Origin of the sequence: Streptomyces sp. NPDC048257 (assembly GCF_043201855.1) — a bacterium.
In the GTDB taxonomy this organism is placed as follows: Bacteria; Actinomycetota; Actinomycetes; order Streptomycetales; family Streptomycetaceae; genus Streptomyces.
This window is the reverse complement of record NZ_JBICZI010000006.1, coordinates 77,279-101,615: the sequence shown is the minus strand read 5'-3', so window position 1 is coordinate 101,615 and position 24,337 is coordinate 77,279. Positions and strand designations below refer to the sequence as shown.

Annotated in this window: 26 protein-coding genes and 1 riboswitch; of the genes, 14 read left to right on the top strand and 12 right to left on the bottom strand. The window is 70.2% G+C overall.

Going from position 1 to position 24,337, the window contains the following annotated elements:
* The first annotated feature begins 222 nt into the window (after positions 1-222).
* The 4 genes from rpsF (at position 223) to rplI (ending at position 1,927) form a co-directional block, all read left to right on the top strand.
* The gene (gene rpsF, locus ACGFZK_RS15790) at positions 223-513 is read left to right on the top strand and encodes a 30S ribosomal protein S6 (RefSeq protein WP_004950685.1); all 291 of its coding nucleotides are present in this window, start codon (positions 223-225) and stop codon (positions 511-513) included.
* A 72-nt stretch (positions 514-585) separates the two neighbouring features.
* The gene (locus tag ACGFZK_RS15785; protein WP_393849440.1) at positions 586-1,182 is read left to right on the top strand and encodes a single-stranded DNA-binding protein; all 597 of its coding nucleotides are present in this window, start codon (positions 586-588) and stop codon (positions 1,180-1,182) included.
* Between the two features lie 43 nt (positions 1,183-1,225).
* Positions 1,226-1,462: a 30S ribosomal protein S18 gene (gene rpsR / locus ACGFZK_RS15780; RefSeq protein ID WP_003956534.1), complete on the top strand. Its 237-nt coding sequence runs from the start codon at positions 1,226-1,228 to the stop codon at positions 1,460-1,462.
* 18 nt (positions 1,463-1,480) lie between these two features.
* On the top strand, positions 1,481-1,927 hold the full coding sequence (gene rplI, locus ACGFZK_RS15775; RefSeq protein WP_030008386.1) for a 50S ribosomal protein L9: 447 nt from the start codon (positions 1,481-1,483) through the stop codon (positions 1,925-1,927).
* A gap of 176 nt (positions 1,928-2,103) precedes the next feature.
* Here rplI and ACGFZK_RS15770 read toward each other — a convergent pair whose 3' ends face one another.
* Entirely contained in the window at positions 2,104-3,441 is a 1,338-nt protein-coding gene (locus tag ACGFZK_RS15770) for an MATE family efflux transporter (protein WP_393849439.1), read from the bottom strand.
* A gap of 452 nt (positions 3,442-3,893) precedes the next feature.
* Here ACGFZK_RS15770 and dnaB point away from each other — a divergent pair, with 452 nt between their 5' ends.
* Both dnaB and ACGFZK_RS15760 read left to right on the top strand, forming a co-directional pair.
* Positions 3,894-5,360: a replicative DNA helicase gene (gene dnaB / locus ACGFZK_RS15765; RefSeq protein WP_030713894.1), complete on the top strand. Its 1,467-nt coding sequence runs from the start codon at positions 3,894-3,896 to the stop codon at positions 5,358-5,360.
* Positions 5,361-5,369: 9 nt separating this feature from the next.
* Positions 5,370-6,755 carry a serine hydrolase domain-containing protein gene (locus ACGFZK_RS15760; RefSeq protein ID WP_393849438.1) on the top strand — a complete coding sequence of 462 codons (1,386 nt, stop codon included), beginning with the start codon at positions 5,370-5,372 and terminating at the stop codon, positions 6,753-6,755.
* A gap of 16 nt (positions 6,756-6,771) precedes the next feature.
* On the opposite strand, the gene ACGFZK_RS15755 is transcribed toward ACGFZK_RS15760, so the two are convergent.
* Genes ACGFZK_RS15755 through ACGFZK_RS15745 form a run of 3 tightly spaced genes read right to left on the bottom strand, consistent with a single transcriptional unit; the run spans position 6,772 to position 9,387 of the window.
* Positions 6,772-7,941, bottom strand: coding sequence for a winged helix DNA-binding domain-containing protein (locus tag ACGFZK_RS15755; protein ID WP_393849437.1), 1,170 nt, complete (start codon positions 7,939-7,941; stop codon positions 6,772-6,774).
* 57 nt (positions 7,942-7,998) lie between these two features.
* Positions 7,999-8,460, bottom strand: coding sequence for a GNAT family N-acetyltransferase (locus ACGFZK_RS15750; RefSeq protein ID WP_393849436.1), 462 nt, complete (start codon positions 8,458-8,460; stop codon positions 7,999-8,001).
* A 15-nt stretch (positions 8,461-8,475) separates the two neighbouring features.
* Positions 8,476-9,387, bottom strand: a complete 912-nt coding sequence (locus ACGFZK_RS15745; protein WP_393849435.1) for a GNAT family N-acetyltransferase — start codon at positions 9,385-9,387, stop codon at positions 8,476-8,478.
* A gap of 134 nt (positions 9,388-9,521) precedes the next feature.
* On the opposite strand from ACGFZK_RS15745, the gene ACGFZK_RS15740 reads away from it, so the two are divergent.
* Entirely contained in the window at positions 9,522-10,172 is a 651-nt protein-coding gene (locus ACGFZK_RS15740) for an HAD family hydrolase (protein ID WP_393849434.1), read from the top strand.
* A gap of 142 nt (positions 10,173-10,314) precedes the next feature.
* Positions 10,315-11,502, top strand: coding sequence for a globin domain-containing protein (locus tag ACGFZK_RS15735; RefSeq protein WP_393849433.1), 1,188 nt, complete (start codon positions 10,315-10,317; stop codon positions 11,500-11,502).
* A 33-nt stretch (positions 11,503-11,535) separates the two neighbouring features.
* On the opposite strand, the gene ACGFZK_RS15730 is transcribed toward ACGFZK_RS15735, so the two are convergent.
* From ACGFZK_RS15730 to ACGFZK_RS15710, 5 genes are all read right to left on the bottom strand, one after another.
* Positions 11,536-12,015: an NUDIX domain-containing protein gene (locus ACGFZK_RS15730; RefSeq protein ID WP_393849432.1), complete on the bottom strand. Its 480-nt coding sequence runs from the start codon at positions 12,013-12,015 to the stop codon at positions 11,536-11,538.
* Between the two features lie 60 nt (positions 12,016-12,075).
* Positions 12,076-12,981, bottom strand: coding sequence for a LysR family transcriptional regulator (locus ACGFZK_RS15725; protein ID WP_393849431.1), 906 nt, complete (start codon positions 12,979-12,981; stop codon positions 12,076-12,078).
* A 200-nt stretch (positions 12,982-13,181) separates the two neighbouring features.
* A complete protein-coding gene (locus ACGFZK_RS15720) occupies positions 13,182-14,366 on the bottom strand; it encodes a cystathionine gamma-lyase (protein ID WP_393849430.1) in 1,185 nt (394 codons plus the stop codon).
* The gene (locus ACGFZK_RS15715; protein WP_393849429.1) at positions 14,363-14,863 is read right to left on the bottom strand and encodes a low molecular weight protein-tyrosine-phosphatase; all 501 of its coding nucleotides are present in this window, start codon (positions 14,861-14,863) and stop codon (positions 14,363-14,365) included. Before ACGFZK_RS15715 ends, ACGFZK_RS15720 begins: the two co-directional genes overlap by 4 nt.
* A gap of 11 nt (positions 14,864-14,874) precedes the next feature.
* Positions 14,875-15,255 carry a phage holin family protein gene (locus tag ACGFZK_RS15710; protein ID WP_393849428.1) on the bottom strand — a complete coding sequence of 127 codons (381 nt, stop codon included), beginning with the start codon at positions 15,253-15,255 and terminating at the stop codon, positions 14,875-14,877.
* Positions 15,256-15,344: 89 nt separating this feature from the next.
* Between ACGFZK_RS15710 and ACGFZK_RS15705 the strand changes: the two genes are divergently transcribed.
* The 4 genes from ACGFZK_RS15705 (at position 15,345) to ACGFZK_RS15690 (ending at position 17,621) form a co-directional block, all read left to right on the top strand.
* Positions 15,345-15,662 carry a cupin domain-containing protein gene (locus ACGFZK_RS15705; protein WP_393849427.1) on the top strand — a complete coding sequence of 106 codons (318 nt, stop codon included), beginning with the start codon at positions 15,345-15,347 and terminating at the stop codon, positions 15,660-15,662.
* Between the two features lie 143 nt (positions 15,663-15,805).
* Positions 15,806-16,033 carry a DUF5326 family protein gene (locus ACGFZK_RS15700; RefSeq protein WP_393849426.1) on the top strand — a complete coding sequence of 76 codons (228 nt, stop codon included), beginning with the start codon at positions 15,806-15,808 and terminating at the stop codon, positions 16,031-16,033.
* Positions 16,034-16,327: 294 nt separating this feature from the next.
* Positions 16,328-17,074 (top strand): IclR family transcriptional regulator, encoded by a 747-nt coding sequence (locus ACGFZK_RS15695; protein WP_393849425.1) that lies wholly within the window; start codon positions 16,328-16,330, stop codon positions 17,072-17,074.
* Positions 17,075-17,171: 97 nt separating this feature from the next.
* Complete coding sequence (locus ACGFZK_RS15690; protein ID WP_030008369.1) at positions 17,172-17,621, top strand: SsgA family sporulation/cell division regulator; 450 nt, start codon at positions 17,172-17,174, stop codon at positions 17,619-17,621.
* Positions 17,622-17,673: 52 nt separating this feature from the next.
* Here ACGFZK_RS15690 and ACGFZK_RS15685 read toward each other — a convergent pair whose 3' ends face one another.
* Positions 17,674-19,173 carry a YibE/F family protein gene (locus ACGFZK_RS15685; RefSeq protein ID WP_393849424.1) on the bottom strand — a complete coding sequence of 500 codons (1,500 nt, stop codon included), beginning with the start codon at positions 19,171-19,173 and terminating at the stop codon, positions 17,674-17,676.
* Positions 19,174-19,212: 39 nt separating this feature from the next.
* Positions 19,213-19,358, top strand: a riboswitch (TPP riboswitch).
* Here ACGFZK_RS15685 and thiC point away from each other — a divergent pair.
* The gene (thiC, locus tag ACGFZK_RS15680) at positions 19,353-21,140 is read left to right on the top strand and encodes a phosphomethylpyrimidine synthase ThiC (protein ID WP_393849423.1); all 1,788 of its coding nucleotides are present in this window, start codon (positions 19,353-19,355) and stop codon (positions 21,138-21,140) included. (Overlaps the previous riboswitch by 6 nt.)
* A gap of 75 nt (positions 21,141-21,215) precedes the next feature.
* On the opposite strand, the gene ACGFZK_RS15675 is transcribed toward thiC, so the two are convergent.
* Complete coding sequence (locus ACGFZK_RS15675; RefSeq protein WP_393849422.1) at positions 21,216-22,328, bottom strand: glycosyltransferase; 1,113 nt, start codon at positions 22,326-22,328, stop codon at positions 21,216-21,218.
* A 253-nt stretch (positions 22,329-22,581) separates the two neighbouring features.
* Here ACGFZK_RS15675 and ACGFZK_RS15670 point away from each other — a divergent pair, with 253 nt between their 5' ends.
* Positions 22,582-23,469: a hypothetical protein gene (locus ACGFZK_RS15670; RefSeq protein ID WP_393849421.1), complete on the top strand. Its 888-nt coding sequence runs from the start codon at positions 22,582-22,584 to the stop codon at positions 23,467-23,469.
* Positions 23,470-23,484: 15 nt separating this feature from the next.
* On the opposite strand, the gene ACGFZK_RS15665 is transcribed toward ACGFZK_RS15670, so the two are convergent.
* On the bottom strand, positions 23,485-24,303 hold the full coding sequence (locus tag ACGFZK_RS15665; RefSeq protein WP_393849420.1) for a hypothetical protein: 819 nt from the start codon (positions 24,301-24,303) through the stop codon (positions 23,485-23,487).
* Positions 24,304-24,337 lie beyond the last annotated feature (34 nt).

Here is a 24,337-nt window from a genome sequence, read left to right as displayed (position 1 = left end):
GGTGCTGCGGGCTGCCTCCGGCATGGGGCCGGGGGCCTAGCACCGAGCACACCCGATGGATACAGATTGTGGCCCTCTCCCGGCGGATTTCAACCGGAAGGAGTGGAGCAGGTAGTCTGTACAGCTGCGCGGTGTCTGCTCTGCGGACGCCGTGCTTACGCATCACGACCCTCCTGCCACGGAACGACCGTGGCCGCTGAGTCCAAAGGAGGTGGGTTCCACATGCGTCACTACGAAGTGATGGTCATCCTCGACCCCGATCTCGAGGAGCGCGCTGTCTCCCCGCTGATCGAGAACTTCCTTTCTGTCGTCCGTGAGGGCAACGGAAAGGTCGAGAAGGTCGACACCTGGGGCCGTCGTCGTCTCGCTTACGAGATCAAGAAGAAGCCCGAGGGCATCTACTCGGTCATCGACCTTCAGGCCGAGCCTGCGGTCGTCAAGGAGCTTGACCGACAGATGAACCTGAACGAGTCGGTTCTCCGGACCAAGGTCCTTCGCCCCGAGACCCACTGAACTTCGGTTCAGCGGTAATCGGGACCGAGTAGCACAGCAGCCCAGCAGCAATCCCCGCCGAGAGGTTCATCCATGGCAGGCGAGACCGTCATCACGGTCGTCGGCAATCTCGTCGACGACCCCGAGCTGCGCTTCACCCCCTCGGGTGCGGCGGTCGCGAAGTTCCGTGTCGCGTCCACCCCCCGCACCTTCGATCGTCAGACCAATGAGTGGAAGGACGGCGAGAGCCTGTTCCTGACCTGCTCGGTGTGGCGGCAGGCGGCGGAGAACGTCGCCGAGTCCCTCCAGCGAGGCATGCGCGTCATCGTGCAGGGCCGGCTGAGGCAGCGGTCGTACGAGGACCGTGAGGGTGTCAAGCGCACGGTCTACGAGCTGGACGTCGAGGAAGTCGGCCCCAGCCTGAAGAACGCCACGGCCAAGGTCACCAAGACCACCGGTCGCGGTGGCCAGGGTGGATACGGCGGCGGCGGTCAGCCTCAGGGCGGCGGCGGTGGCAACTGGGGCGGAGCCCCCGGTGGCCAGCCCCAGCAGGGCGGCGGAGCTCCCTCCGACGACCCGTGGGCGTCCAGCGCGCCGGCCGGTGGCCAGCCGCAGGGCGGCGGCGGGGGCGGTTGGGGCGGAAGCTCCGGCGGCTCCGGCGGTGGCTACTCGGACGAGCCGCCCTTCTAGGGCAGCTCGCATCCCCACTTCTTGATCACACAGGAGAGACACAATGGCGAAGCCGCCTGTGCGCAAGCCTAAGAAGAAGGTCTGCGCATTCTGCAAGGACAAGACCGTGTACGTGGACTACAAGGACACGAACATGCTGCGGAAGTTCATTTCCGACCGCGGCAAGATCCGTGCCCGCCGCGTTACCGGCAACTGCACGCAGCACCAGCGTGACGTCGCCACGGCAGTCAAGAACAGCCGTGAGATGGCGCTGCTGCCCTACACGTCCACCGCGCGATAAGGAAAGGGTGACCGACTAATGAAGATCATCCTGACCCACGAGGTTTCTGGCCTCGGTGCCGCCGGCGATGTCGTCGACGTCAAGGACGGTTACGCTCGCAACTACCTGGTCCCGCGTGGTTTCGCGATCCGCTGGACCAAGGGTGGCGAGAAGGACGTGGCGCAGATCCGCCGCGCCCGCAAGATCCACGAGATCGCGACCATCGAGCAGGCCAACGAAGTCAAGGCCAAGCTCGAGGGCGTGAAGGTCCGTCTGGCCACCCGCGCGGGTGACGCCGGTCGTCTCTTCGGTTCCGTGACCCCGGCCGACATCGCCACGGCGATCGAGTCCTCGGGTGGCCCGAAGGTCGACAAGCGCCGCGTCGAGCTCGGATCCCCGATCAAGACCCTCGGTTCGTACCAGGTCTCCGTGCGTCTGCACGCCGACGTGGCCGCGAACGTGGGCATCGAGGTCGTCGCTGCCTAAGGGCTGCGCACTGCGAAGGGCCGCACCCCACCGGGGTGCGGCCCTTCGTCGTTGTCGGCCGGCCGGCCGGTCCGCACGTCGGCCTGCCGAGGGTGTTTCACGTGAAACAGGAGCCGCGCCGGGCGGCGATGTTTCACGTGAAACACAGCACAACACAGCCGCGCTCCGGACGCTCCCTACCGGGTGGCGCCCGCGATCAGCCACCGGCCCGAGCCGGCGCGCAGCCGGAGAGTGACCATCCGGACCACCATCATCAGCGTCATGGCCCACCAGAGCGTCGTCAGGCCACCGCCGACGATCGGTACGAGCAGCGCGGCCGGGACGAACGCGGCGAGCGTCAGGAGCATGGCCCGGGCCAGGTAACGGCCGTCCCCGGCGCCCATCAGGACTCCGTCGAGCACGAAGACGATGCCCGAGACGGGTTGGGAGAGAGCCACGACCAGCAGGGCGGGCAGCAGTGCCGCCTCGACCGCCGGATCGCTGGTGAACAGCGGAATGAACACCGGGCGGGCCAGGACCACCAGCAGGCCGAGGACGACGCCCGAGGCGATCCCCCACTGCACCATGCGGCGGCAGACGCTCCGGGCCCCCTCGGTGTCCCCCGCGCCGAGGTAGCGGCCGATGATCGCCTGCCCCGCGATCGCGATGGCGTCCAGCGCGAAGGCGAGCAGGCTCCACAGGGAGAGCAGGATCTGATGGGCGGCGATGTCGGCGTCGCCGAGCCGGGCAGCCACGGCGGTCGCGATCATCAGGATGGCGCGCAGCGACAGGGTGCGGACCAGCAGGGGAGCGCCGGCCTGGGCGCAGGCCCGGATTCCCGCGGCGTCGGGGCGCAGCGAGGCGCCGTGCCGCCGGGCTCCGCGTACGACCACGAAGAGGTAGGCGGCGGCCATGGCGCACTGGGCGATGACCGTGCCCCAGGCGGAGCCGGCGATGCCGAGGCCCGCACCGTAGACGAGGGCGACGTTCAGGCCCGCGTTGAGGGCGAAGCCCCCGATGGCGACGTAGAGCGGCGTACGGGTGTCCTGGAGGCCGCGGATGACTCCCGTGGCGGCCAGGACCATGAGCATGGCCGGGATGCCGAGGGCGGAGATCCGCAGATAGGTGATCGCGTACGGGGCGACGGTGTCGGAGGCACCGAAGAGTGAGATCAGCGAGGGGGCCGCGGGCAGCACCACGGCGATGACGGCCGTGCCCAGCAGCAGGGCGAGCCAGATGCCGTCGACGCCCTGCCGGATGGCCGCCTGCAGGTCTCCCGCGCCGACGCGCCGGGAGACGGCCGCGGTGGTGGCGTAGGCGAGGAAGACGAACACGCTCACGGCGGTGGTGAGCACCGCGGCGGCGATGCCGAGGCCGGCCAGCTGGGGGGTGCCGAGGTGCCCCACGATGGCGCTGTCGGCCATCACGAAGAGGGGCTCGGCGACGAGGGCACCGAAGGCGGGGACGGCGAGTGCGAAGATCTCCCGGTCGTGCCGTCCGGGCCCCGCCTTGGGTGCTGCGAGGGCCTGTGTCATGCGCTCAATCTAATCTTCCACAGGTAATGGATGCAACCGTCTTTGGATCCTTACTGATGCGTTGACTTGGGTGTTCGCCGCACCTCGTTGGAGGCGATCTTGAGACAGTGGCCAAGAATTTTCTCCCCCACAGCCTCCGGAAGAAGAAATCGCAGGTCAGATGCGGTATGGGGGTGCCGCGGGTGATTTTGTCCACAGCGTCGTCCCCCGGTCCGTGCACAGCTTCCGGCGACTTACCCACAGCATTGGCGCCGTCATCCACATGTCATCCACACACCCTGTGGATAACCAGATTGGCTGACGCCGCTCCCGGGCCTACCGTGGTTCGTTGCCCGACTCGCCGACAGCGGAATCGGGTGCCCCATATGTCAGAGCCGTGTCGTAGAAAGAGTGGCACGGCGAGGTCCGCGTTGCGGACGGGAGGAGGCGGCCCGGTGAGCATGCCCGAGCCCATGGACGACCCCTGGGCCGACAGCGGTCCGGGAGACCGTCTGCCCGCTCGTCCGCGCCGTAACAGCGAAGGCCGCGGCCGCGGGGACGAACAGCACGACCGGGGCCGCGAGGGCGGCTCCTGGGACTCCGGCGGTGGTGGCGGCTTCGAGCGCGTTCCTCCGCAGGACCTCGACGCCGAGCAGTCCGTGCTCGGCGGCATGCTGCTCTCGAAGGACGCCATTGCGGATGTGGTCGAGGTCCTCAAGGGCCACGACTTCTACCGGCCCTCGCACGAGACGATCTACCAGGCCATCCTCGACCTGTACGCCAAGGGCGAGCCGGCCGACCCGATCACCGTCGGCGCCGAGCTGACCCGGCGCGGCGAGATCAGCAAGGTGGGCGGGGCCTCGTACCTGCACACCCTGGTCCAGTCCGTGCCGACCGCGGCGAACGCCGAGTACTACGCGGAGATCGTCCACGAGCGGGCCGTCCTGCGCCGCCTGGTCGCGGCCGGTACGAAGATCACGCAGATGGGTTACGCGGCCGACGGGGACGTCGACGAGATCGTCAACAGTGCCCAGGCCGAGATCTACGCCGTCACCGAGCAGCGGACGTCCGAGGACTACCTGCCGCTCGGCGACATCATGGAGGGCGCCCTCGACGAGATCGAGGCGATCGGCTCCCGCAGCGGCCAGATGTCGGGCGTCCCCACCGGCTTCACGGACCTGGACTCGCTGACCAACGGACTGCACCCGGGCCAGATGATCGTCATCGCCGCCCGTCCCGCCATGGGTAAGTCCACGCTCGCCCTGGACTTCGCCCGGGCCTGCTCCATCAAGAGCAACCTGCCGAGCGTCATCTTCTCCCTCGAAATGGGGCGCAACGAGATCGCCATGCGCCTGCTCTCGGCGGAGGCCCGGGTGGCGCTCCACCACATGCGCTCGGGCACGATGACGGACGACGACTGGACCCGGCTGGCCCGCCGGATGCCGGACGTCTCCGCCGCCCCGCTCTACATCGACGACTCCCCCAACCTGTCGATGATGGAGATCCGGGCCAAGTGCCGCCGGCTCAAGCAGCGCAACGACCTCTCGCTCGTGGTCATCGACTACCTCCAGCTGATGCAGTCGGGCGGCTCACGCCGTCCCGAGAGCCGTCAGCAGGAGGTCTCGGACATGTCCCGAAACCTCAAGCTGCTGGCGAAGGAGCTGGAGGTTCCCGTGATCGCGCTCTCCCAGCTGAACCGTGGTCCGGAGCAGCGCACCGACAAGAAGCCGATGGTCTCCGACCTGCGTGAGTCGGGCTCGATCGAGCAGGACGCGGACATGGTGATCCTGCTGCACCGCGAGGACGCGTACGAGAAGGAGTCCCCCCGCGCCGGCGAGGCGGACCTGATCGTGGCGAAGCACCGTAACGGCCCCACGGCCACGATCACGGTGGCCTTCCAGGGCCACTATTCACGCTTCGTGGACATGGCCAACACGTAGCATCCGATCATGGATGAGCTAGCTGAAGACCTGGTACTCCTCCCTGCCACGCGGCGGGCGTTGCGCCATCGGATCGCCGTCGCGCAGAGCGAAGGGCGGGCGCCCTCCGTGGTGGCGGCCGTCCTTCGCGGCGGTGAGGTGGTCTGGGAGGGCTCCCGGACCTCGGTCGAGGGTCACGGCCCGGACGGCAACGTCCAGTACCGGATCGGGTCGATCACCAAGACCTTCACGGCGGTTCTCGTGATGCGGCTGCGGGACGAGGGCCTGATCTCCCTCACGGACCCGCTGGAGAACCACCTGCCCGGGACCGGAGCCGGACAGGTGACCATCGGTCAACTGCTCGCCCACACCGGCGGTCTGGCGGCGGAGACTCCCGGCGAGTGGTGGGAGCGCACCCCCGGTGACCAGCGGCCCGAACTCGCAGACGTCCTGGGCAAGGAACCTTTCAAGCTCACGCCGGGAACCCGGCACCACTACTCCAACCCCGGTTACACCCTGCTGGGTTCACTGGTGGAGGCGGTACGCGGGAGGCCTTGGGAAGAGGCGCTGCGGGCCGAGGTGCTGGAACCCCTGGGGCTGGAGCGTACGAGCGGACAGCCGCAGGCCCCGCACGCGGGCGGCTGGGCGGTGCACCCCTGGGCGGACGTGATGATGCCCGAGCCGCTGGAGGACCTGGGGCTGATGGCCGCGGCCGGCCGCCTGTGGTCCACGACGCGGGACCTCGCCCGGTTCGCCGACTTCCTGCTGCGCGGGGACGAGCGGGTCCTGAGCGCCGAGTCCCTACGGGAGATGCGCACGGCGGCCGCGCCCCCGGAGGCCGGTATCGCCGAGCTCGGCTACGGCCTGGGCGTGCAGCTGCTGGCCGTCGGCGGACGCCGGCTCGTGGGGCACAGCGGTTCGCTGCCGGGCTTCGTCGCGGGGCTCTGGCTGAGCGAGGCGGACGACGTGGCGGCGGTGGTCCTGTCGAACTGCACCTCGGGGATTGCTGCCTCGGCGGTGGCCACGGATCTCCTGGGGATCGTGGCGGATGCCGAGCCGCCCTTCCCGCGGCCGTGGCGGCCGTTCCTGGAGTCGGACCACGTCCCGCTGGATGTGTGCGGGCCCTGGTACTGGGGGACTTCGGCCCAGGTGGTGCGCCTCAAGGCGGACGGGCTGCTGGAGCTGGGACCGGTCGGCTCGGCCGGGCGCGCGGCCCGCTTCCGGGCCGAACCGGACGGCAGCTGGACCGGGCTCTCCGGCTACTACGCCGGTGAGACGCTGCGGGCGGTGCGCCGCGAGGACGGCTCGGTGAGCCATCTCGACCTGGCGTCCTTCGTGTTCACGCGCGAGCCGTACGACGCCGACGCCCCGGTGCCCGGCGGGGTGGACCCGCAGGGCTGGCGGGGCATCGGCTGACGGCCGGGAGCCCGGATCAGGCGACGAGCTCGCGCTCCAGCGGGGTGCGGAAGCGCGGGGTGATCCGGGCGTCGCCCACCCATGCGGCGAGCCGGGCGGCCTCGGCGGTGACCGCCTTCTCGGCGGCGCGGCCGGGGCTGCCCAGCAGCCGCCAGACGACCTCGCCGTCGGAACGCTGCGCCCAGCCGCCGACGATCTCGCCGTTCCACCACACGGTGGGACCGATGTTGCCGGCATAGTCGAACAGGGCGCTGCGGTGGGCGGGGTCGAGGTGGAAACCGCGGTTGGCCCAGCCCATTCCGGTGGGGTCGAGACCGGGCAGCAGCGCGGCCCAGGGCTCCGGGGCCGGTTCGGGGGCGATGTCCCCGGGACTGACCAGGGCGGTGGTGCCGTCTTCGAGCCGTACCTGGTCGGGGCCCACGGCGGCCAGGGCCTTCCGGACGTCGGTGAGGTTCCAGCCGGTCCACCACTTGAGGTCGGCCTCGGTGGCGGGGCCGTAGGCACGGAGCCAGCGGCGGGCGATCTCCGCACGGGCCTCGATGACGGGCAGGGCGGGCCAGGGCTCGGTGTGGACCCAGCGGTACTGGCTGGAGGTCCACGAGCCGCGCGGCCGGTCGCGGCGGATCCGGCCGTCGGCGGCCAGCAGCCGGATGACGCGGGTGGCGACCCCCTGCTCGGTCTCGTACTTCTTGCCGCGACTGATGGTGATCTTCTGGCGCAGTGCGGGTACGGCCGCAGACAGCTGGCTGCCGGTGGAGGGGCCGTGGGCGTCGAGGGCGGCCAGCGAGGCCGCCTCGGCCCGGGCCAGCCACTCGGCGTCGAGTCCCCGTCCGTCCTCGTCGAGGTGCTTGAGGAGGGTGCGGCGCTCCTTCGTGGCGATCGCGCGGGCGGTGGAGGAGTCGACGTGCGGGGCGAGTTCGGCGGAGACCGCGAAGAGCGTGTTGCGCATGCTGAGCAGGCGCACGAGGCCCACGTCCTCGTAGAGCGCCCGCTCGATCGCGTCCGGGCCGCCTTCGGCGAGCCGGGCCCGGGCCGAGAGGAAGACGGTCGCGGCATCGGTGGCATGCAGGGCGACGACGGAGTCCGCCGCCTGCACGACCGTCGCCGCGCGGGCCGACGGAGCCAGGCGGTGGCGTCGGCCGAGCCGATGGCGGCGCTCGGCGGTGGTGACGAGAGGGAGGCTCATCCTCCCGATCGTAGGCCGGGCCGCCGACGCGGCGGCCCGGCCTACCGCACCGACCGGTCAGAGCTGGAGCTTGAACCCGACGTGTGAGGCGGTGAACCCGAGCCGTTCGTAGAAGCGGTGGGCATCGGTCCGGGTCACGTCCGAAGTCAGCTGCACCAACGAGCAGTTCTCGGTACGGGACTTCTCGACGGCCCATTCGACGAACCGGGTGCCGAGGCCGCTGCCGCGCTCGTCCGCGTGCACGCGGACGCCTTCGATGATGGAGCGGGTGGCCCCCTTGCGGGAGAGGCCCGGCACGATCGTCAGCTGGAGGGTGCCCACCACACGGCCGGCGCGGACGGCGACGACCAAGTGCTGGTTCGGGTCGTCGGTGAGGCGCCGCAGGGCCGCGAGGTACGGGGTGAGGTCGTCCGGGGACTCGCGGGTGGCGCCCAGCGGGTCGTCGGCCAGCATGGCGACGATGGCGGGCACATCGGCCTCGGTGGCGGGCCGGATCGTCAGCTCGGAAGTGTCGGTCACGAGGGTGGTCTCCTTTCAGCCCGCGGCCACGGTGAGCGGAGCCCACCGGCGGGTCCAGTCGCCGGGCAGCGCGGGGATGTCTCGGGTCATGACGGCGTTGAAGGCCACGGAGGCGAGGCCTCGGTCCCGCAGCCAGGCGATGAGCTCCTCGTGCCGTACGTCGACATCGGTGCGCAGCACCCGGTCGGTGCCCATGGCGAGCGCGGTGACCAGTGACTGGGCGGTCGCGGTGTCCTGGGCGATCAGCGGGCCGATGACCTGGGTGTCCAGGTTGGGCCAGGCCGCGGCGTAGCCCGTGAGCGCGCCGTCCCCGGAGCGGTCCTCGGCGACGATCAGCTGGTCGGCGAAGGCGGGCAGCCGGGTGATCATGTGCGTGCGGTCCGTGCCAAAGACCTCCGCGTCCAGACGCAGGATGCGGGGGATGTCCTCGGCGTTGGCCGGCCGCACCCGGGAGGTGCCGTACGTGCCGGGGGTGCCGTCGGGCCGGAAGGTGCCCATCAGCATCTCGGCACGCCCGGTGGTCTCGAAGCCCAGTTCCTCGTAGAGGGGCCGCCCGTTGGGAGTGGCGTGCAGGGTGAGGGGAACACCCTTGAGCACGTCGTCGCAGACGTGGGCCATCAGTCGGCGGCCCAATCCCTGACGCGCGAAGCGGTCGGCCACGAGAACCATCCCGATGGCGGCGAGCTCCGGTCCGGCGTGGGTGGTGCCGTACCGGGTGACGACGCAGGATGCCGCGAGTCCCAGGCCGTCCGGGGCATCGATGCCGTAGCCGTTCCCGGCGGCGAGGAGCAGACGCCACTTGTGGTCCTCGCGGAGCCATCCGCGATCTTCGGAGAGGTCGGCGCAGCGGCGGAGGTCGTCCACGGTCAGCGCTCGGATCGGTAGATCGGTGATGTGTGGTGGTGTCACCGGCCCAGACTGGATCATGAGCTGGGAGCCGTCCAGAGGATTTGGGCCGATGTTTCACGTGAAACATCGGACACCCCCGGTGGGGTCGTCGGACGGTGTTTCACGTGAAACACGGTGTTTCACGTGAAACCGAACCACTAGCCTCGGTGGCTATGACTCTCCTGCACCTCTTCGACCTCGACGGGACGCTGATGTACGGCTCGGCGGCGCCTGTCGAGATCTCCCGTCAGCTCGGGCTGGGCGCCGAGATCGCCGAGCTGGAACGGGCCTTCGGCGCCCAGGAGATAGGGCCGCACCAGTTCTCGGTGGCCGCGCACGCGCTGTGGGCCGAACTCACACCCGCACATGTCCGCGCGGCATTCGACGGGGCTCCCTGGCTCGTAGGGATCCGGGACGTGTGGCAGGAGATCCGGGAACGCGGGGACTACTGCGCAGTGATCTCGCTGTCGCCGTCCTTCTTCGTGGAACTGCTACTGGAGTGGGGCGCGCATGCCGCGCACGGCTCGGTCTTCCCGACAGTGCCGTTCACCCAGCCTGTGGAGGAGTCCGGGATCCTGACCCCCGAAGGCAAGGTGAGGGTCGCCGACCGGCTGTGCGCGGAGTTCGGTCTGAGCCGGGACGCCTGCGTCGCCTATGGGGATTCGGTGACCGACGCATTGCTCTTCGACGTGGTGCCGGTCTCGGTGGCGGTCAATGCACGGCCCTTCCTGGCCGAGCGTGCAACGCACGTCTACGAGGGCCGGGATCTGCGCGAGGCATACCAGCTTGTGGGGCTGACGCGCCCGGGAGTGGACGCATCTTAGGAGGAAAGTGGGTTCGAAACGCGGATTTTCTGCATTTCCCCGCAGCGCCCTGAGGCGGCTGGCACGCTGTGAAACCCGGAACCACGGATTCACAGGCCGTGGCGTGTGCAGACCGACCGAGATGCTCGAAGCGAGGCACCGCATGGACGCTCCGCCCACCAGATCGGCCAGACGCGAAACGGCCCGGATATCCGGCGAGGGCGGCGCGACCGAGCCCTCACCGGACGCCGTGCTCATCCGCCGGACGCTCGCGGAGATCGGCCCCGTCGCCGGCAAGGTGACCTCGTACTTCTACGCTCTGGTGTTCACCGGGCACCCGGACATGCGCGGCATGTTCCCCGCAGCCATGGACCTCCAGCGGGACCGGCTGCTGAAGGCGCTGCTGACCGCCGCCGAGCACATCGACAACCCCGACGTCCTCGTCCCCTACCTGCGCCGCCTGGGCACCGGGCACCGCAAGTACGGCACCATGGCCGGTCACTACCCCGTGGTCGGTGAGGCCCTGGTCGGGGCACTGGCCCGGTACGCGCACAACAGCTGGGGCCCGGAGACGCAGGCCGCCTGGGTGCGGGCGTACACCGCGATCTCCCAGATCATGATCGACGCGGCGGCGGAGGACGAGGTGAAGGCCCCGGCGTGGTGGCACGCGGAGGTGGTCTCCCACGATCTGCGCACCTCGGACATCGCGGTGCTGACGGTCCGCCCCGATCAGCCGTACGCCTTCCTGGCCGGCCAGTACACGAGCCTGGAGACCCCGTGGTGGCCGCGGGTGTGGCGGCACTACTCCTTCGCCTCGGCTCCGCGCGCCGACGGCCTGCTGTCCTTCCACGTCAAGGCCGTCCCGGCAGGCTGGGTCTCCAATGCGCTGGTGCGCCACGCCCGCCCGGGAGACGTACTGCGGCTGGGACCGCCGGCCGGGTCGATGGTGGTGGACCACACCACGGACAACGGCATGCTGTGCCTGGGCGGGGGCACCGGAATCGCTCCGATCAAGGCACTGATCGAGGACGTTGCCGAGCACGGCGAACGCCGGCCGGTGGAGGTGTTCTTCGGGGCCCGCAGCAACAGCGACCTGTACGACAAGGACACGCTGCTGGGGCTCCAGCGCTCGCACCCGTGGCTGTCGGTGCGCCCGGTGGTCGGCGACGGGCTGGCCGGACAGCTGCCACAGGCAGTGGGCGAACACGGGCCGTGGAGCTCGTACGACGCCTTCGTCTCGGGGCCGCCCGCGATGATCCGCAACGGCGTGGACGAGCTCCTTCGGATCGGCATTCCCTGCGAGCGGATCCGGTACGACGCGGTGGAGGGTCTGGCGGGCATCGCCGGCTGAGACCGGAGGCAGCCCACCGGTCTCAGCGCGGCCTCAGCCCAGGTCTGGAGCGTGCATGGCGCGGACGCCCTCGATGTTGCCGTCGAGGTAGTGCCGCAGGGACAGCGGGACGAGATGGACGGCGGCGATGCCCACCCGGCTGAAGGGCACGCGGACGATCTCGTACTCGCCCTCGGGCTCGTCGACTTCGGGGCCGTGACGGAGGCTGGGGTCCATGGACTCGAGGCGGCAGACGAAGAAGTGCTGCACCTTCACGCCGGTCACCCCCCGGTCGGCGATGTGCTCGACGGTGTCGACGAAGCAGGGCACCACATCGGTGATCTTCGCGCCGAGTTCTTCGTGGACCTCCCGGTGGAGGGCGTCGACGACCGTGGCGTCCGAGGGCTCCACTCCCCCGCCGGGGGTGAGCCAGTACGGATCGACGCCGGGCCTGGTGCGTTTGATGAGGATCAGGTCGTCACCGTCGAGCAGGATCGCGCGGGCGGTGCGTTTGACCACGGGACGTTCGGTCATGGGAGAAGAGTGGCCCACCACTCCGCTTCTGAAACGCGCCACGGGCCGGAAATGGGGGGCTCACCAGTGCACGGCGGCATCCAGCAGGCGGTCGTGCGCCCTGGCGAGGTGGGCGAGCGCCAGGCTTCCGGTCCGCACGACCAGGAACCAGGTGCGCAGCGGCGGCACCGCCGGCTCCGCCAGCGCCACGATCCGACCGGCATCGAGGGCGTCCTGGCACAGGTAGCGGGGTAGGACGGCGAGCCCGGCGCCGGCCCGGACGCATTCCAGTACCGCCCGCAGGTCGGGCACGACCACCGTGGCGGCCAGGGACCTGGCATCGGGCAGGGTGTCGAAGACGGCGGCCCAGTAGCGGGTGACGAGCGGCAGGCGCTCGTGGACCTCGACGAGCGGGATGCCGTCCAGCGCGGCGGGACCCTCCTCGCACAGCCGGCCCCGGTCCACGAGGGCGGCCCAGTAGGGCGCGGCGACCAGGACGTGTTCCTCGTCGCACAACGCGGTGGCGGTGAAGAGCCCGCCCCGGGGGTGGGCGGTGGTGACCACGAGGTCGTGGTGGCCCGCGGCGAGCCCGTCCAGGGTGGCCTCCGCGTCGGTCTGCGGGGCGGCGCGCAGGGTGTGACCCTGGCCGACCAGGAGCGCGAGGGCGGGCAGCACGCGCAGGCACAGGAACTCGGGGGGCCCGGCGACGTGGAGGGTGCGTAACGCGCCGGCGGCCTCCCGCCCGGCCTCGGTGATCCGCAGCAGGGCGTCGAGGTGCGGGGCGGCCTTGTGGGCGAGCTCGTCGCCGACGGCGGTGGGGGTGACGCCACGCGCCCGGCGGTGGAAGAGGGGGCGCCCCAACTGGCGCTCCAGGGTGCGGATCTGCGAGGTCACGGCGGGCTGGGACAGTCCGAGGAGGGTGGCGGCGCGCGTGAACGAGCCGGCCCGGTGGACGGCCACGAAGGTGCGCAGCAGGGTCAGGTCCATCGCGGCACCTCTCGGTGGGGGCCTTCAACTATAAATATGCAGATAGGTCCCTGTCGTTACCGTGATTGGACTCTGACGCAGAGTCAATTAGCCTAGTCGCGTGGCCCTCCGCGCGCGGAACCGCGCGGAACCCGGGGCGGTCCGAGCCATGAGGGGGGAGGCTCGGACCGCTCGACCACGGCTGAAGGCCGTCCCCCGGTTCAGTCCCCGGCACCCGCGTGATCGAGGGCGCGCAGCACGTCCGCGACCAGATCCTCGGTGTCCTCGGCCCCGGCGGAGAACCGGATGAAGCCCTCCGGCACGGCGTCGCCGCCCCACCGTCCCCGCCGCTCGGCGGTGGATCGTACGCCCCCGAAACTCGTGGCGTCCTCGACCAGGTGCAGTGCGGACATGAACCGCTCCGCGTGCGCGCGGTCGGGCAGTGTGAAGGAGACCACCGACCCGAAGCCCCGCATCTGCCGGGCGGCCGTCTTGTGGGAGCGGTCCGTGGCCAGGCCCGGGTAGCGCAGTCCGGTCACGTCGGTCCGGTGCGTCAATGCCTCTGCCACGGCCAGTGCGTTGGCCCACTGGCGCTGCGCGCGCAGCTGGATCGTGGCCAGGGAGCGGTGGGCGAGCCAGGCCTCCATGGGGCCCGGGATCGCGCCGACGATCTTGCGCCACCGCCGGACGCGGGCGGCCAGCTCCGGGTCGCCGCAGACGACGTACCCGAGCAGGACGTCGCCGTGGCCGGTCAGGCCCTTGGTGCCGCTCGCCACCGAGAAGTCCGCCCCCAGCTCCAAGGGCCGCTGCCCGAGCGGGGTGGCCAGGGTGTTGTCGACGGCGACCAGGGTCCCGCCGGCGTGCGCCGCGTCCACGAGGCGGCGTACGTCGCACACGTCGAGGCCGGGGTTGGAAGGGGTCTCGATCCACAGCAGCCGGGCTCCGTCGAGGGCCGCGAGCTGGGCGTCGTCGCCGGTGGGCGCGGTGCGCACGTGGATCCCGTACGCCTCCAACTGCTCCCGCAACAGCGGCAGCGCCTGGTAGCCGTCGGCGGGCAGGACCACGGTGTCGCCGGTGTGCGCCTGGGAGAGGAGGACGGCGGAGACCGCCGCCATGCCGGAGGCGAACACGATGGTGTGCACGTCCTCACCGGGGGCCTCCAGTTCCCCGATGGCCCGTTCCAGCAGGGTCCAGGTGGGATTGGTGTCGCGGCCGTAGGCGTACGGGCCCTCGACATCGCCCGGGAGGTGGAAGTGTGCGGCGAAGACCGGTCCGGGCAGGGGCGGCTCGTTCTTGACGGGCTCGGGCAGTCCGGCCCGGACGGCCCGGGTGCCGTCGCCGAACCGGGCTGCGGCAGCCGGGGCCGGTGCGGCCGGTCCGGTCTCCTGGGGGGCGTACTCGTTCACGCGGTGTGCTCCTTCATGGCCTTGCGTATGGCGTCCAGCAGGCCGGGGCTCGCCGCCTCGACCAGCTCCAGGCACTCTTCGAACCCGGAGATCGGCCCGTAGTAGGGATCCGGTACGTCGGTCTCCGCGGCCGTGGCCGCCGGATCGTAGGACCGCAGCAGCCGGACTTTGGCGGCGTCCTGGGCAGTGGGCGCGAGTGCCCGGAGGTCGGCAAGGTGCCCGGCGTCGAGCGCGATCACGAGGTCCAGGCCGGCGAACCAGGAGGACCGGAACCGGCGGGCCCGGTGGTCCTGTTCGTAGCCGGCCGCTTCCAGGACGGCGACGGTGCGCGGATCGGCACCGTCCCCCTCGTGCCAGCCGCCGGTCCCGGCGCTGTCCACCTCGACCAGGGTGTCGAGCCCGCCCGCCACCACATGGGCGCGGAAGACGGCTTCGGCTATGGGGGAGCGGCATATGTTGCCCGTGCAGACGAAGCAGACGCGGTACATGGCAGGCATGCCAGGCACGCTCAGTCCTTGTCGGGCAGGACCATGTTCACGGCCCAGGAGACGATGGAGATGATCAGGCCGCCGAGAAGCGCGGTCCAGAATCCGTCGACGTGAAAGCTGAGGTCGAGCTGCGTGGCCAGCCACGAGGTCAGCAGCAGCATCAGGGCGTTCACAACGAGGGTGAACAGGCCGAGGGTGAGGATGAACAGCGGCAGCGAGAGCAGCTTCACCAACGGCTTGACGAGCAGGTTGACCAGGCCGAAGACCAACGCGACCAGGATCAGGGTGAGCGTCCGGCGGCCCATGCTGCTGCCGTCGTCGAGGGTGATTCCGGAAAGCAGCCAGATGGCGACGGCCAGGGCCGCCGCGTTGGCGAGCGTCTTGACTACGAAATTCGTCATGTGTCTGATCGTGGCAGAGAAGATCCCGGTGGGACATCCGCAGATCAGCGGATGCGACGGAACGATCGAGTACAAGGGGCGCAACGACGATGAAAGCCTTCCGGCTTGACGAGCTCGAAGCGGAGCGGGCCGACAATGACGGCGCCTATCTGCAGTTCCTGCGCGAGCGGAACATGTCGGTCGGGCTCTACGCGCTCGACGCCGGACAGATCGATCCGCAGCTGCCGCACCGGCAGGACGAGGTGTACTTCGTCGTCAGCGGGCGGGCCTCGATCACGGTAGGGGAGGAGACGACGACCGTGGCACGCGGCAGCGTCGTCTACGTCCCGGCGGGGATCCCGCACAGGTTCCACCACATCACCGAGGACCTGAAGGTGATGGTGGTCTTCTCCCCGCCGGAGAGCTGAACTCCGCGCGCGGATGAGGGTCGTGGCCCTGATCCCCCTAAGGGGCGGATCAGGGGACTCCGGGGGCTCACGGGCCCCGATACGAGGCCGCTGACTCATAGCATCGGGAGCAGGAAGTCACGGACGAGGAAGAGGTCGAGGACATGGACGGCATCCGACAGGTATTCGCAGGCATGCCCTGGTGGGTCAAGTGGGTGGCGGTTCCGCTGCTGGCGCTCTTCGTCTTCGGCGGTGTGATCACCAGCATCCTGGGCGCGCTGATCGGGTTCGTCTTCAAGCTTCTCCTCTTCGCCGGCCTCGTCGGCGGCCTGATCTTCGTCGTGAAGAAGTTCAGTGGCAGCGGATCGAAGTCCTCCGCCGGCGAGTGGTAGACGCGAGCGGTCCGGGCGGCTCCGGGATTGAGCCAGGTGAGGGAACGTGACGCGCTAAACCGCTCACATCCCCGGAATCGGTGGATAGAGTGGCATTCTGTGCCGTTCCCTGGGCACCGAAAGCCGGTACCGCCGCTCGGACCTGCCGCCCTGACCTGCGGCGACGCAAACGAGCCGCCGAGTACGACCCCAGGAGCCACGGCACGCGCGGGGGCGGCCCCCGCAGAGCGGGCCTCCCCAAAGGCCCGCCGCCACGCCTGGGGGTGAGCTTTGTCTCCGGTTCACAATGCCGGTGTGCCGACTCTGATCGGTTCGGTGCAGCGCGCGCTGAGGCTGCTCGAGGCGGCGGGGTCCCATAGCGGGGGAGCCCCGGCGAAACAGCTGGCGCGCGAGGCCGGGCTCCCGCTCCCCACCGCGTACCACCTGCTGCGCACCCTGACGCACGAGGGCTATCTACGCAGAGTGAGAGGAGTCTTCGTACTGGGCGAGGCCGCAGGGCGGCTCGCCGGTGGGGCACTCCAGCAGAAACGTCGCAGCATGATCCTCGACTCCCTCGCGCACTTCCGCGACGCGGTCGGGGCCCCCGTCTACTTCGCGGTCTACCGCGAGGGTGAGATCGAGGTCGTGGGTGTCTCGGACACCCCGGCCAGCCCGGCCTGCGAGGAGTGGGCCGACTTCCGTGAGACCGGCCATGCGCACGCCATCGGGCAGTGCCTGCTCGGGCAACTCGACGAGAAGACGCGCAAGGAGTACTACGACCGCCATCCGGTCGAGGCCATCACCCCTTATACGGTCCGGGATCTACGGTCCCTGGAAAGCCGGATCGGGGCCCTCGGGCGAATGCAGCCGGTGATCGAACGTCAGGAATATGCCCTCGGCACGATCTGCGCCGCCATCCCCATTACGGTCGGCGATACGGCCGCCACGATGGCTATTTCTCTACCCCTGCACCAAGAAGAGCGATTGCTCTATGTAGTCAATCGGCTACGGAGTGAAGTAGGCGCGCTGTTGAGCACCCTCTCGTTCTCTATCAGTATCTGAAAACTCACTCCTTGTGATCTGCTACCGCTTCCACCACTCTTGTCAAGTGGGTCCTGGGGGATCATTCCTGGCCACTTCAACTACAGCGGGGTAGTCAATGCGCGAGTCGGTACAGGCAGAGGTCATGATGAGCTTCCTCGTTTCCGAGGAGCTTTCGTTCCGGATTCCGGTGGAACTCCGGTACGACGCACGCGACCCCTACGCAGTCCGCCTGACCTTTCACCTTCCCGGAGACGCGCCCGTGACCTGGGCGTTCGGCCGGGAACTCCTTCTCGACGGCATCAACAAGCCATGCGGTGACGGCGATGTGCACATCGCCCCCACCCACCCCGAAGACCTCTCCGACGTCCACATCCGGCTCCAGGTCGGCGGCGACCGGGCCCTGTTCCGGGCCAGCGCGGCGCCGCTCGTCGCGTTCCTCGACCGCACCGACCGGATCGTTCCGCTCGGACAGGAGCGCAACCTGGGCGACTTCGAGGAGAACCTCGACGAGGCGCTCGGCAAGATCCTCGCCGAATCGCAGCAGAACGAGCAGAACGCCGGCTGACCGCCCGCCCTAGGGGACGCCTTGCCGATCAGGCCGGATCAGGGAGCGGCGCCTAGCGCTTGCGCCGCCGGCCCCGGCCGCTGCGGACCGGACCCGCCGGGGCCGGAGCTGCGGCCGGGCCGGCGGCCTGGGATCCCGGCCGGTCGGCCGAAACCACCAGCGCGGCCAGCGCCGTTGTCACGGGGACCGAGGCCACCAGGCCGATCGAGCCCACGAGGGTCCGTACGATCTCCACCGCCACCAGCTCGCTGTTGGCCACCGAGCCCATGCTGCTGTTCGCGATCGAGAACAGCAGGAGCAGTGGCAGCGCGGCGCCCGCGTAGGCCAGAACCAGGGTGTTGACCACCGAGGCGATGTGGTCGCGGCCGATCCTGATCGCCGCCCGGTAGAGGGCGCGCGGCCCCATCGAGGGGTCCGCCTGGTGCAGTTCCCACACCGCCGAGGTCTGGGTGACCGTCACGTCGTCGAGCACGCCCAGTGATCCGATGATCACACCCGCGAGCAGCAAACCGCTCATGTCGATGTCCGGGTACAGCCCGTGGATCAGCCCGGTGTTGTCGTCGGTGTTGCCGCTGAGGAACGCCCAGTCGATGAACACCGCGCCGAGCAGCCCGATCAGCAGCAGCGAGACGAGCGTGCCGAGAACGGCGACCGAGGTACGGGCGGTCAGCCCGTGGCACATGTAGAGCGCGATCAGCATGATGGCGCTCGCCCCGACCACCGCGACGACCAGCGGGTTCGAACCCTGCAGGATGGCCGGGAGGATGAAGAGGGTCAGCACCCCGAAGCTGACCACCAGCGCGATGAGTGCGAACAGCCCGCGCATCCGCCCGACGAGGACCACCGCGACCGCGAAGATGCCGGCCAGCAGCGCCATGGGGAGCTTGCGGTTCACGTCGATCACGGAGTACTGGAGGTCGCGCGGGGCGTCCGGCGCGTACGCCACCACCACCTCCTGGCCATCCTCCAACTGCCGTGGCGCGCCCGGCTGGACGATCTCCACGAAGGTGCGGCCCTTGTCCGGGCCGGTGGTGATCTCGACGGTGGCCTTCTTGCACTCACCGGTCTGCGCGGCCTGCGCCCCGCGTCCCTCGGGGGTGGAGGGGGTCCCGGTCGCCGGTACCTGGGAGGCGTTCACGGATTTGCAGTCGACCTGTTCGAGCGCGGCGACCACACCCTGCTGGGTCTGCCGGTCGAAGCCCACCCCCGTGCGCTCGTGGGCGGGGGCGCCGCCCGGCCAGAGCACCACCATGCCGATGAAGACGGCGGCGGCGAAGGGGATCAGTACGGCCGCGATGACCTTGCGCAGGTGCTTCGAGACGGGGGCCGCCGGGCCGTGGCTGTGGCCGTGGCCGTGGCCGTGGGAGTGACCCGATGGGGGAGCCGGGGAGTGCCCGGCGGGGTGGCCGTCGGAGTGCCCTGACGGGTGCCCGGCGCACTGCCCCGGGCTCGCATGCGGGTGGCCGTTGTGGCCGTGGTTCTCTGTGGGCTCGGTGGGGGGCTGCAGCGAGGGCGTCACCAGCAGATCATCGCAAGAGATGAGGGGGCCCACTGTTCAGCACGCCATGGATGACGCTAGCGTGGGGGCACCTTTGCACAACGCGGGAGCTCGGAGCACCGGGCTGAGAGGACGCTGATCACCGTACGGGCATCACAGATGCGTACGGGAAGAGGCTGCGTCGACCGCCGAACCTGTTACCGGGTAATGCCGGCGTAGGGAGATCAGGTCTCATGACCATTCAGGACGCACGCACGCCTGCCGTCAGCCAGGACGCCGACGGCCAGACCGAGCGCCAGCCCGGCTGGCACAAGGGATACCTGGCGGGCTCCCGCCCCGACCTCCGGGTGCCGGTCCGCCAGGTCCACCTCACCAACGGCAAGGACGTGACGCTCTACGACACGTCCGGTCCGTACACCGACCCGCAGATCGAGACCGACGTCCGGCGCGGCCTCGCGCCGCTGCGCGAGAACTGGATCATCAGCCGCGGCGACACCGAGGAGTACGCGGGCCGCCCCGTGCGTCCCGAGGACGACGGCGTCAAGCACACCTCCCCGCGCGGCGGCCTCAAGAACCTCGACGCGGTCTTCCCGGGTCGCCCCCGGCAGCCCCGCCGCGGCCGTGGCGGCGCCGCCGTCACGCAGCTCGCGTACGCCCGCCGCGGCGAGATCACCCCGGAGATGGAGTACGTCGCGATCCGCGAGAACGTCTCCCCCGAGGTCGTCCGTGAGGAGATCGCCGCAGGTCGCGCGGTGCTTCCGGCGAACGTGAACCACCCCGAGATCGAGCCGATGATCATCGGCAAGCGGTTCCTGGTGAAGGTCAACGCCAACATCGGCAACTCCGCGGTCACCTCCTCCATCGAGGAGGAGGTCGACAAGATGACCTGGGCGACCAAGTGGGGCGCCGACACGGTCATGGACCTCTCGACCGGCCGCAACATCCACACCACCCGCGAGTGGGTGCTGCGCAACTCCCCCGTCCCGATCGGCACCGTGCCGCTCTACCAGGCGCTGGAGAAGGTCGACGGCCGCGCCGAGGACCTGACCTGGGAGATCTACAAGGACACGGTCATCGAGCAGGCCGAGCAGGGCGTCGACTACATGACGGTCCACGCCGGCGTGCTGCTGCCCTACGTGCCGCTGACCGCCCGCCGCAAGACCGGCATCGTCTCGCGCGGCGGCTCGATCATGGCCGCGTGGTGCCTGGCGCACCACAAGGAGAACTTCCTCTACACGAACTTCGAGGAGCTCTGCGACATCCTCGCGACGTACGACGTCACCTACTCCCTCGGTGACGGCCTGCGCCCCGGCTCGATCGCGGACGCCAACGACGCCGCCCAGTTCGCCGAGCTGAGGACGCTGGGCGAGCTGAACACGATCGCCAAGCGCCACAACGTCCAGACGATGATCGAGGGCCCGGGCCACGTCCCGATGCACAAGATCAAGGAGAACATCGACCTCCAGCAGGAGATCTGCGAGGAGGCGCCGTTCTACACGCTCGGCCCGCTGACCACGGACGTCGCGCCCGCCTACGACCACATCACCTCGGGCATCGGCGCCGCGATGATCGCCTGGTGGGGGACCGCGATGCTCTGCTACGTGACGCCCAAGGAGCACCTGGGCCTGCCCAACCGCGACGACGTCAAGACCGGCGTCATCACGTACAAGATCGCGGCGCACGCCGCGGACCTGGCCAAGGGGCACCCGGGCGCCCAGGAGTGGGACGACGCCCTGTCCGACGCGCGGTTCGAGTTCCGCTGGGAGGACCAGTTCAACCTGGCCCTCGACCCGGACACGGCCCGCGAGTTCCACGACGAGACCCTGCCGGCCGAGCCGGCCAAGACCGCGCACTTCTGCTCCATGTGCGGTCCGAAGTTCTGCTCGATGAAGATCTCGCAGGACATCCGCCGCGAGCACGGCGGCGACCTGAAGGCCGACGAGATCCAGGCGGGCATGGCGGAGAAGTCCGCCGAGTTCGCGGCATCGGGCAACCGCGTCTACCTGCCGCTGGCCGACTGACGCACACCGTCGTCGGACGCAACTGCCTACGGCGAGGACCCGCGACCCTATGGGGGGAGCCGCGGGCCCTCGCCGTCAGGCGACCACCTGGTAGTCCGGGTCCAGCTTGAGACGGGCGAAGTCGAGGTTCCCGCGGACCCGGGCCCGCTGGTCCTCGGGGAGCCCGCCTTCCCGGAGCAGGCGCTCGCTGCAGTCCAGCGACTCCTGGTACGCGCCGGTCCAGTACGCGGACACCGCCAGCTCGTCGAGTGCCCGCCATCCGTGGCAGTCGACCTCGACGAAGAGGATGTCGTCGGGACGCGGGATCCGCACCGCCTGCCGGGCGAACATGTACGCCAGTGGCCAGCGGCCCTCGACGCGGCACAGACGTGCGAGATCGCAGAGCGCTTCGGCGCGCCTGGGGCGGCTCTCGTACGCACGGAGGTAGCGGTCCATCACCTCGCCCGCGGGCCTGTCCAGGCGTGCCGCGAGCCGTGCCGCGTAGAGCCGGGCGCAGTAGGCCTCCTCGGCGAACCCGCCCATGCCCGCCCGCAGGTCGTAGGCGGCGAGGGACTTCTCCGCCTCTCCCGCGTCGCGCCAGCTCTGGGCGAGGTAGAACGCGTAGCGGGTGTTGTCCGGCTCCTCGAGCAGCCCCTTTTCGAGGATCGCCGCGTCGCGCAGGTACTTCTCCCGCTCGCTCCCCTCCCGGCCGCGTGCCCCGCCGCCGACGATCTGGATGTGGGCGCCTTCCAGAACTCCACTGCTGTACGGGGCTTCGCAGTGCAGGTACTCGTGGAGGACGCCGACGTATGTCCACGGCAGTCGGGTGGAGACCAGAGCGGGACGCCAGTGGACGACGGGGGGGTGGTGCACCGCGAGGCGGTAGGCGTCGAGGGTGAGGTCCGGCATGCGGAAGCCGGGCAGTACCTCCATCAGGTCGTCGGCGTCGAGGAACAGCAGGTAGTCCGCGCTGGGGCGGGCCAGGTCGATGGCCTCGGTGCGGCTGGCACCGAATCCCCGCCACGGCCGCTCGTGCAGAACGCCGGGCAGATCACCGAGGAACTCCCGGATGATGTTCTGGGTGCCGTCCGTCGAGCCCGTGTCCACGATCACCCAGGTGTCGATCAGGGGGCGCACCGATTCGAGGCATCTCCGGATCACCGGAGCCTCGTTCTTGACGATCATGTTCAGGCAGACCGTTGCTTTCAAGGTTCCCCTCCAGTGTCGCGATGACGTGCCCGAATTTCGCGACGCTAGCGACCGCTTGCGGCCCGTTGTCCATGACTCGCCGGGCCGGGTCCATCCGCCGCCGAACAGGCCGCCATAGGGGGTCGACCGCTGAGCCGTTCCGCTGACGTTCGCGCGAGGCGTCGCGTCGGATGCGACCGGAATCCCCACCATGACCGAGGCGGGCAGATAGTCCGCAGATCGTTCAATCCGGTTTCGAGAAGGAGCGGCGCACATGACCCCCGAGAACAGGCCCAAGCCCCGTCTGGGCCCGCTGCCCAGGCGCGGCAGCTGGCTGACTGGCGGCACCCTCGCATCCCTCGCCCTGGTGCTGACGGGAGTGGCGAGCCCCGCGATGGCCGCGGCCCAGACCATCCAGGCGGCCGAGACGGTCGCCGTGGCGATCCCGGCGGGCGGTGGTGACTGTGGGCCGGACGAGCACCATCACGACGGGCCGAGAGCCGCGGTCGTCGAGGCCGGCGCCATGGGCCACGACAAGTGCGAGGGCAAGCAGGGCCCGCCCGGGCCGCCCGGACCGCGCGGCCCGAGGGGCGACACGGGTCCCGCCGGTGCAACGGGTGCGACGGGTGCCACGGGCAACGACGGCGCTCCCGGTGCCACCGGCGCGACGGGTAACGACGGTGCTCCGGGTGCGACTGGAGCCACTGGAGCTACCGGAGCCACCGGAGCCACCGGAGCCAGTGTCTGCGTCGACATCGACTCCGTCCGCGACAACAATGCCCGCGAGTTCAAGGCGGTGAACCCCGGCGACGGCAACACCTACGCCGGTATCCGTCAGCTGTCGAACGGCGGCACCACGGTCGGGCCCTGGACCTGGTACGACCTCACCCTCAACCCCGACGGCGACTACCCGGACGACGCCTGTGGGGTCTCCATCGGCCACCAGGCCAACCGGCTGGTGATCGAGGTGGTGACGGCAGGCGGCGAGATCTGGGAGACCTTCTGTACCGTCCAGCCCGCTCTCGGCACCCTCACCTGCGACGGGGCGTGGAACCTGGACGACCCCCAGCCGGACCCGGGTGACCCGGACGTCCGCCGAGGGGCCGCCACCGCGCCGGTCCGCCCGGTCGACCCCAACCACCTGCCCAAGCAACTGAAGTAGCGCGCCCGGCCGGCGCTAGTCCGGCTGGTGTTCCGGGCCCCCGAAGTCCGGGCTCGTGAAGTCCGGAGGGGTGTAGCCGGGCCGGGGTCCCTCCTTCGGGGATCCCGGACTGGTGAAGTCCGGCCGGCTGTATCCCAGGTTGGGGATGCGGCCGGCCGCCGGTGTGCGGGGGGTGGGGAAGCCCGGGCCGGCACTCGGGTCGGCCAGCGCGTCCCGCAGGAACGGCATGATGCCGCGTTCCAGCAGGGCGTGCCGCCAGGCCTCGCGGGCCCGTGCGACCTCGTCGGGCACCGCCTCGGTCTCGTCCGCCGCCACCTCGGTCGAGCTGTTGCGGACGGCCGTCAGCAGCAGTCCGATCACGGCGCAGAGCAGGGCGGCCGCGGTGAGCCCGCCGAAGAGCCAACCCGCCGTCAGCATGGTTTCCGCGAAGGCAGGTTCGGGCTCGATCATCTTCAGGATGTAGCCCACCAGCAGGAAGATCAGCATGGCGGTGCCCGCCAGGACCGGCGCGAGGACCGCGACCACGGCGCTGACGCCCGCGCCGGCACCGCTGCCCTGTCCGCCGTCCTCGTCGCCCGTCGTACCGGGCGCGGTGAGTATCTCGCCGCGTCGTTCCTCGCGGACCTTCACGTAGTGCCCGTACTCGGCGGCGGCCGCGGCCGCCAGCAGGGCGCTGGCCCCCTGGGCCATGGTGCGCAGCTGTTCGGCGTTCAGCCGTTCGCCGAGGGTGGCGAGTTCGGGCCGCTCGTGCGCGGCGCGCAGCGCCTCGTCGACGAGCCGATCGAACTCCGGCCGGTCTTCGGTCAGCAGGTGCGGAGCGCTGGTCATGTGCATCCCCCGATGCTCCGTAGAAGCCGGTATGCCCGCG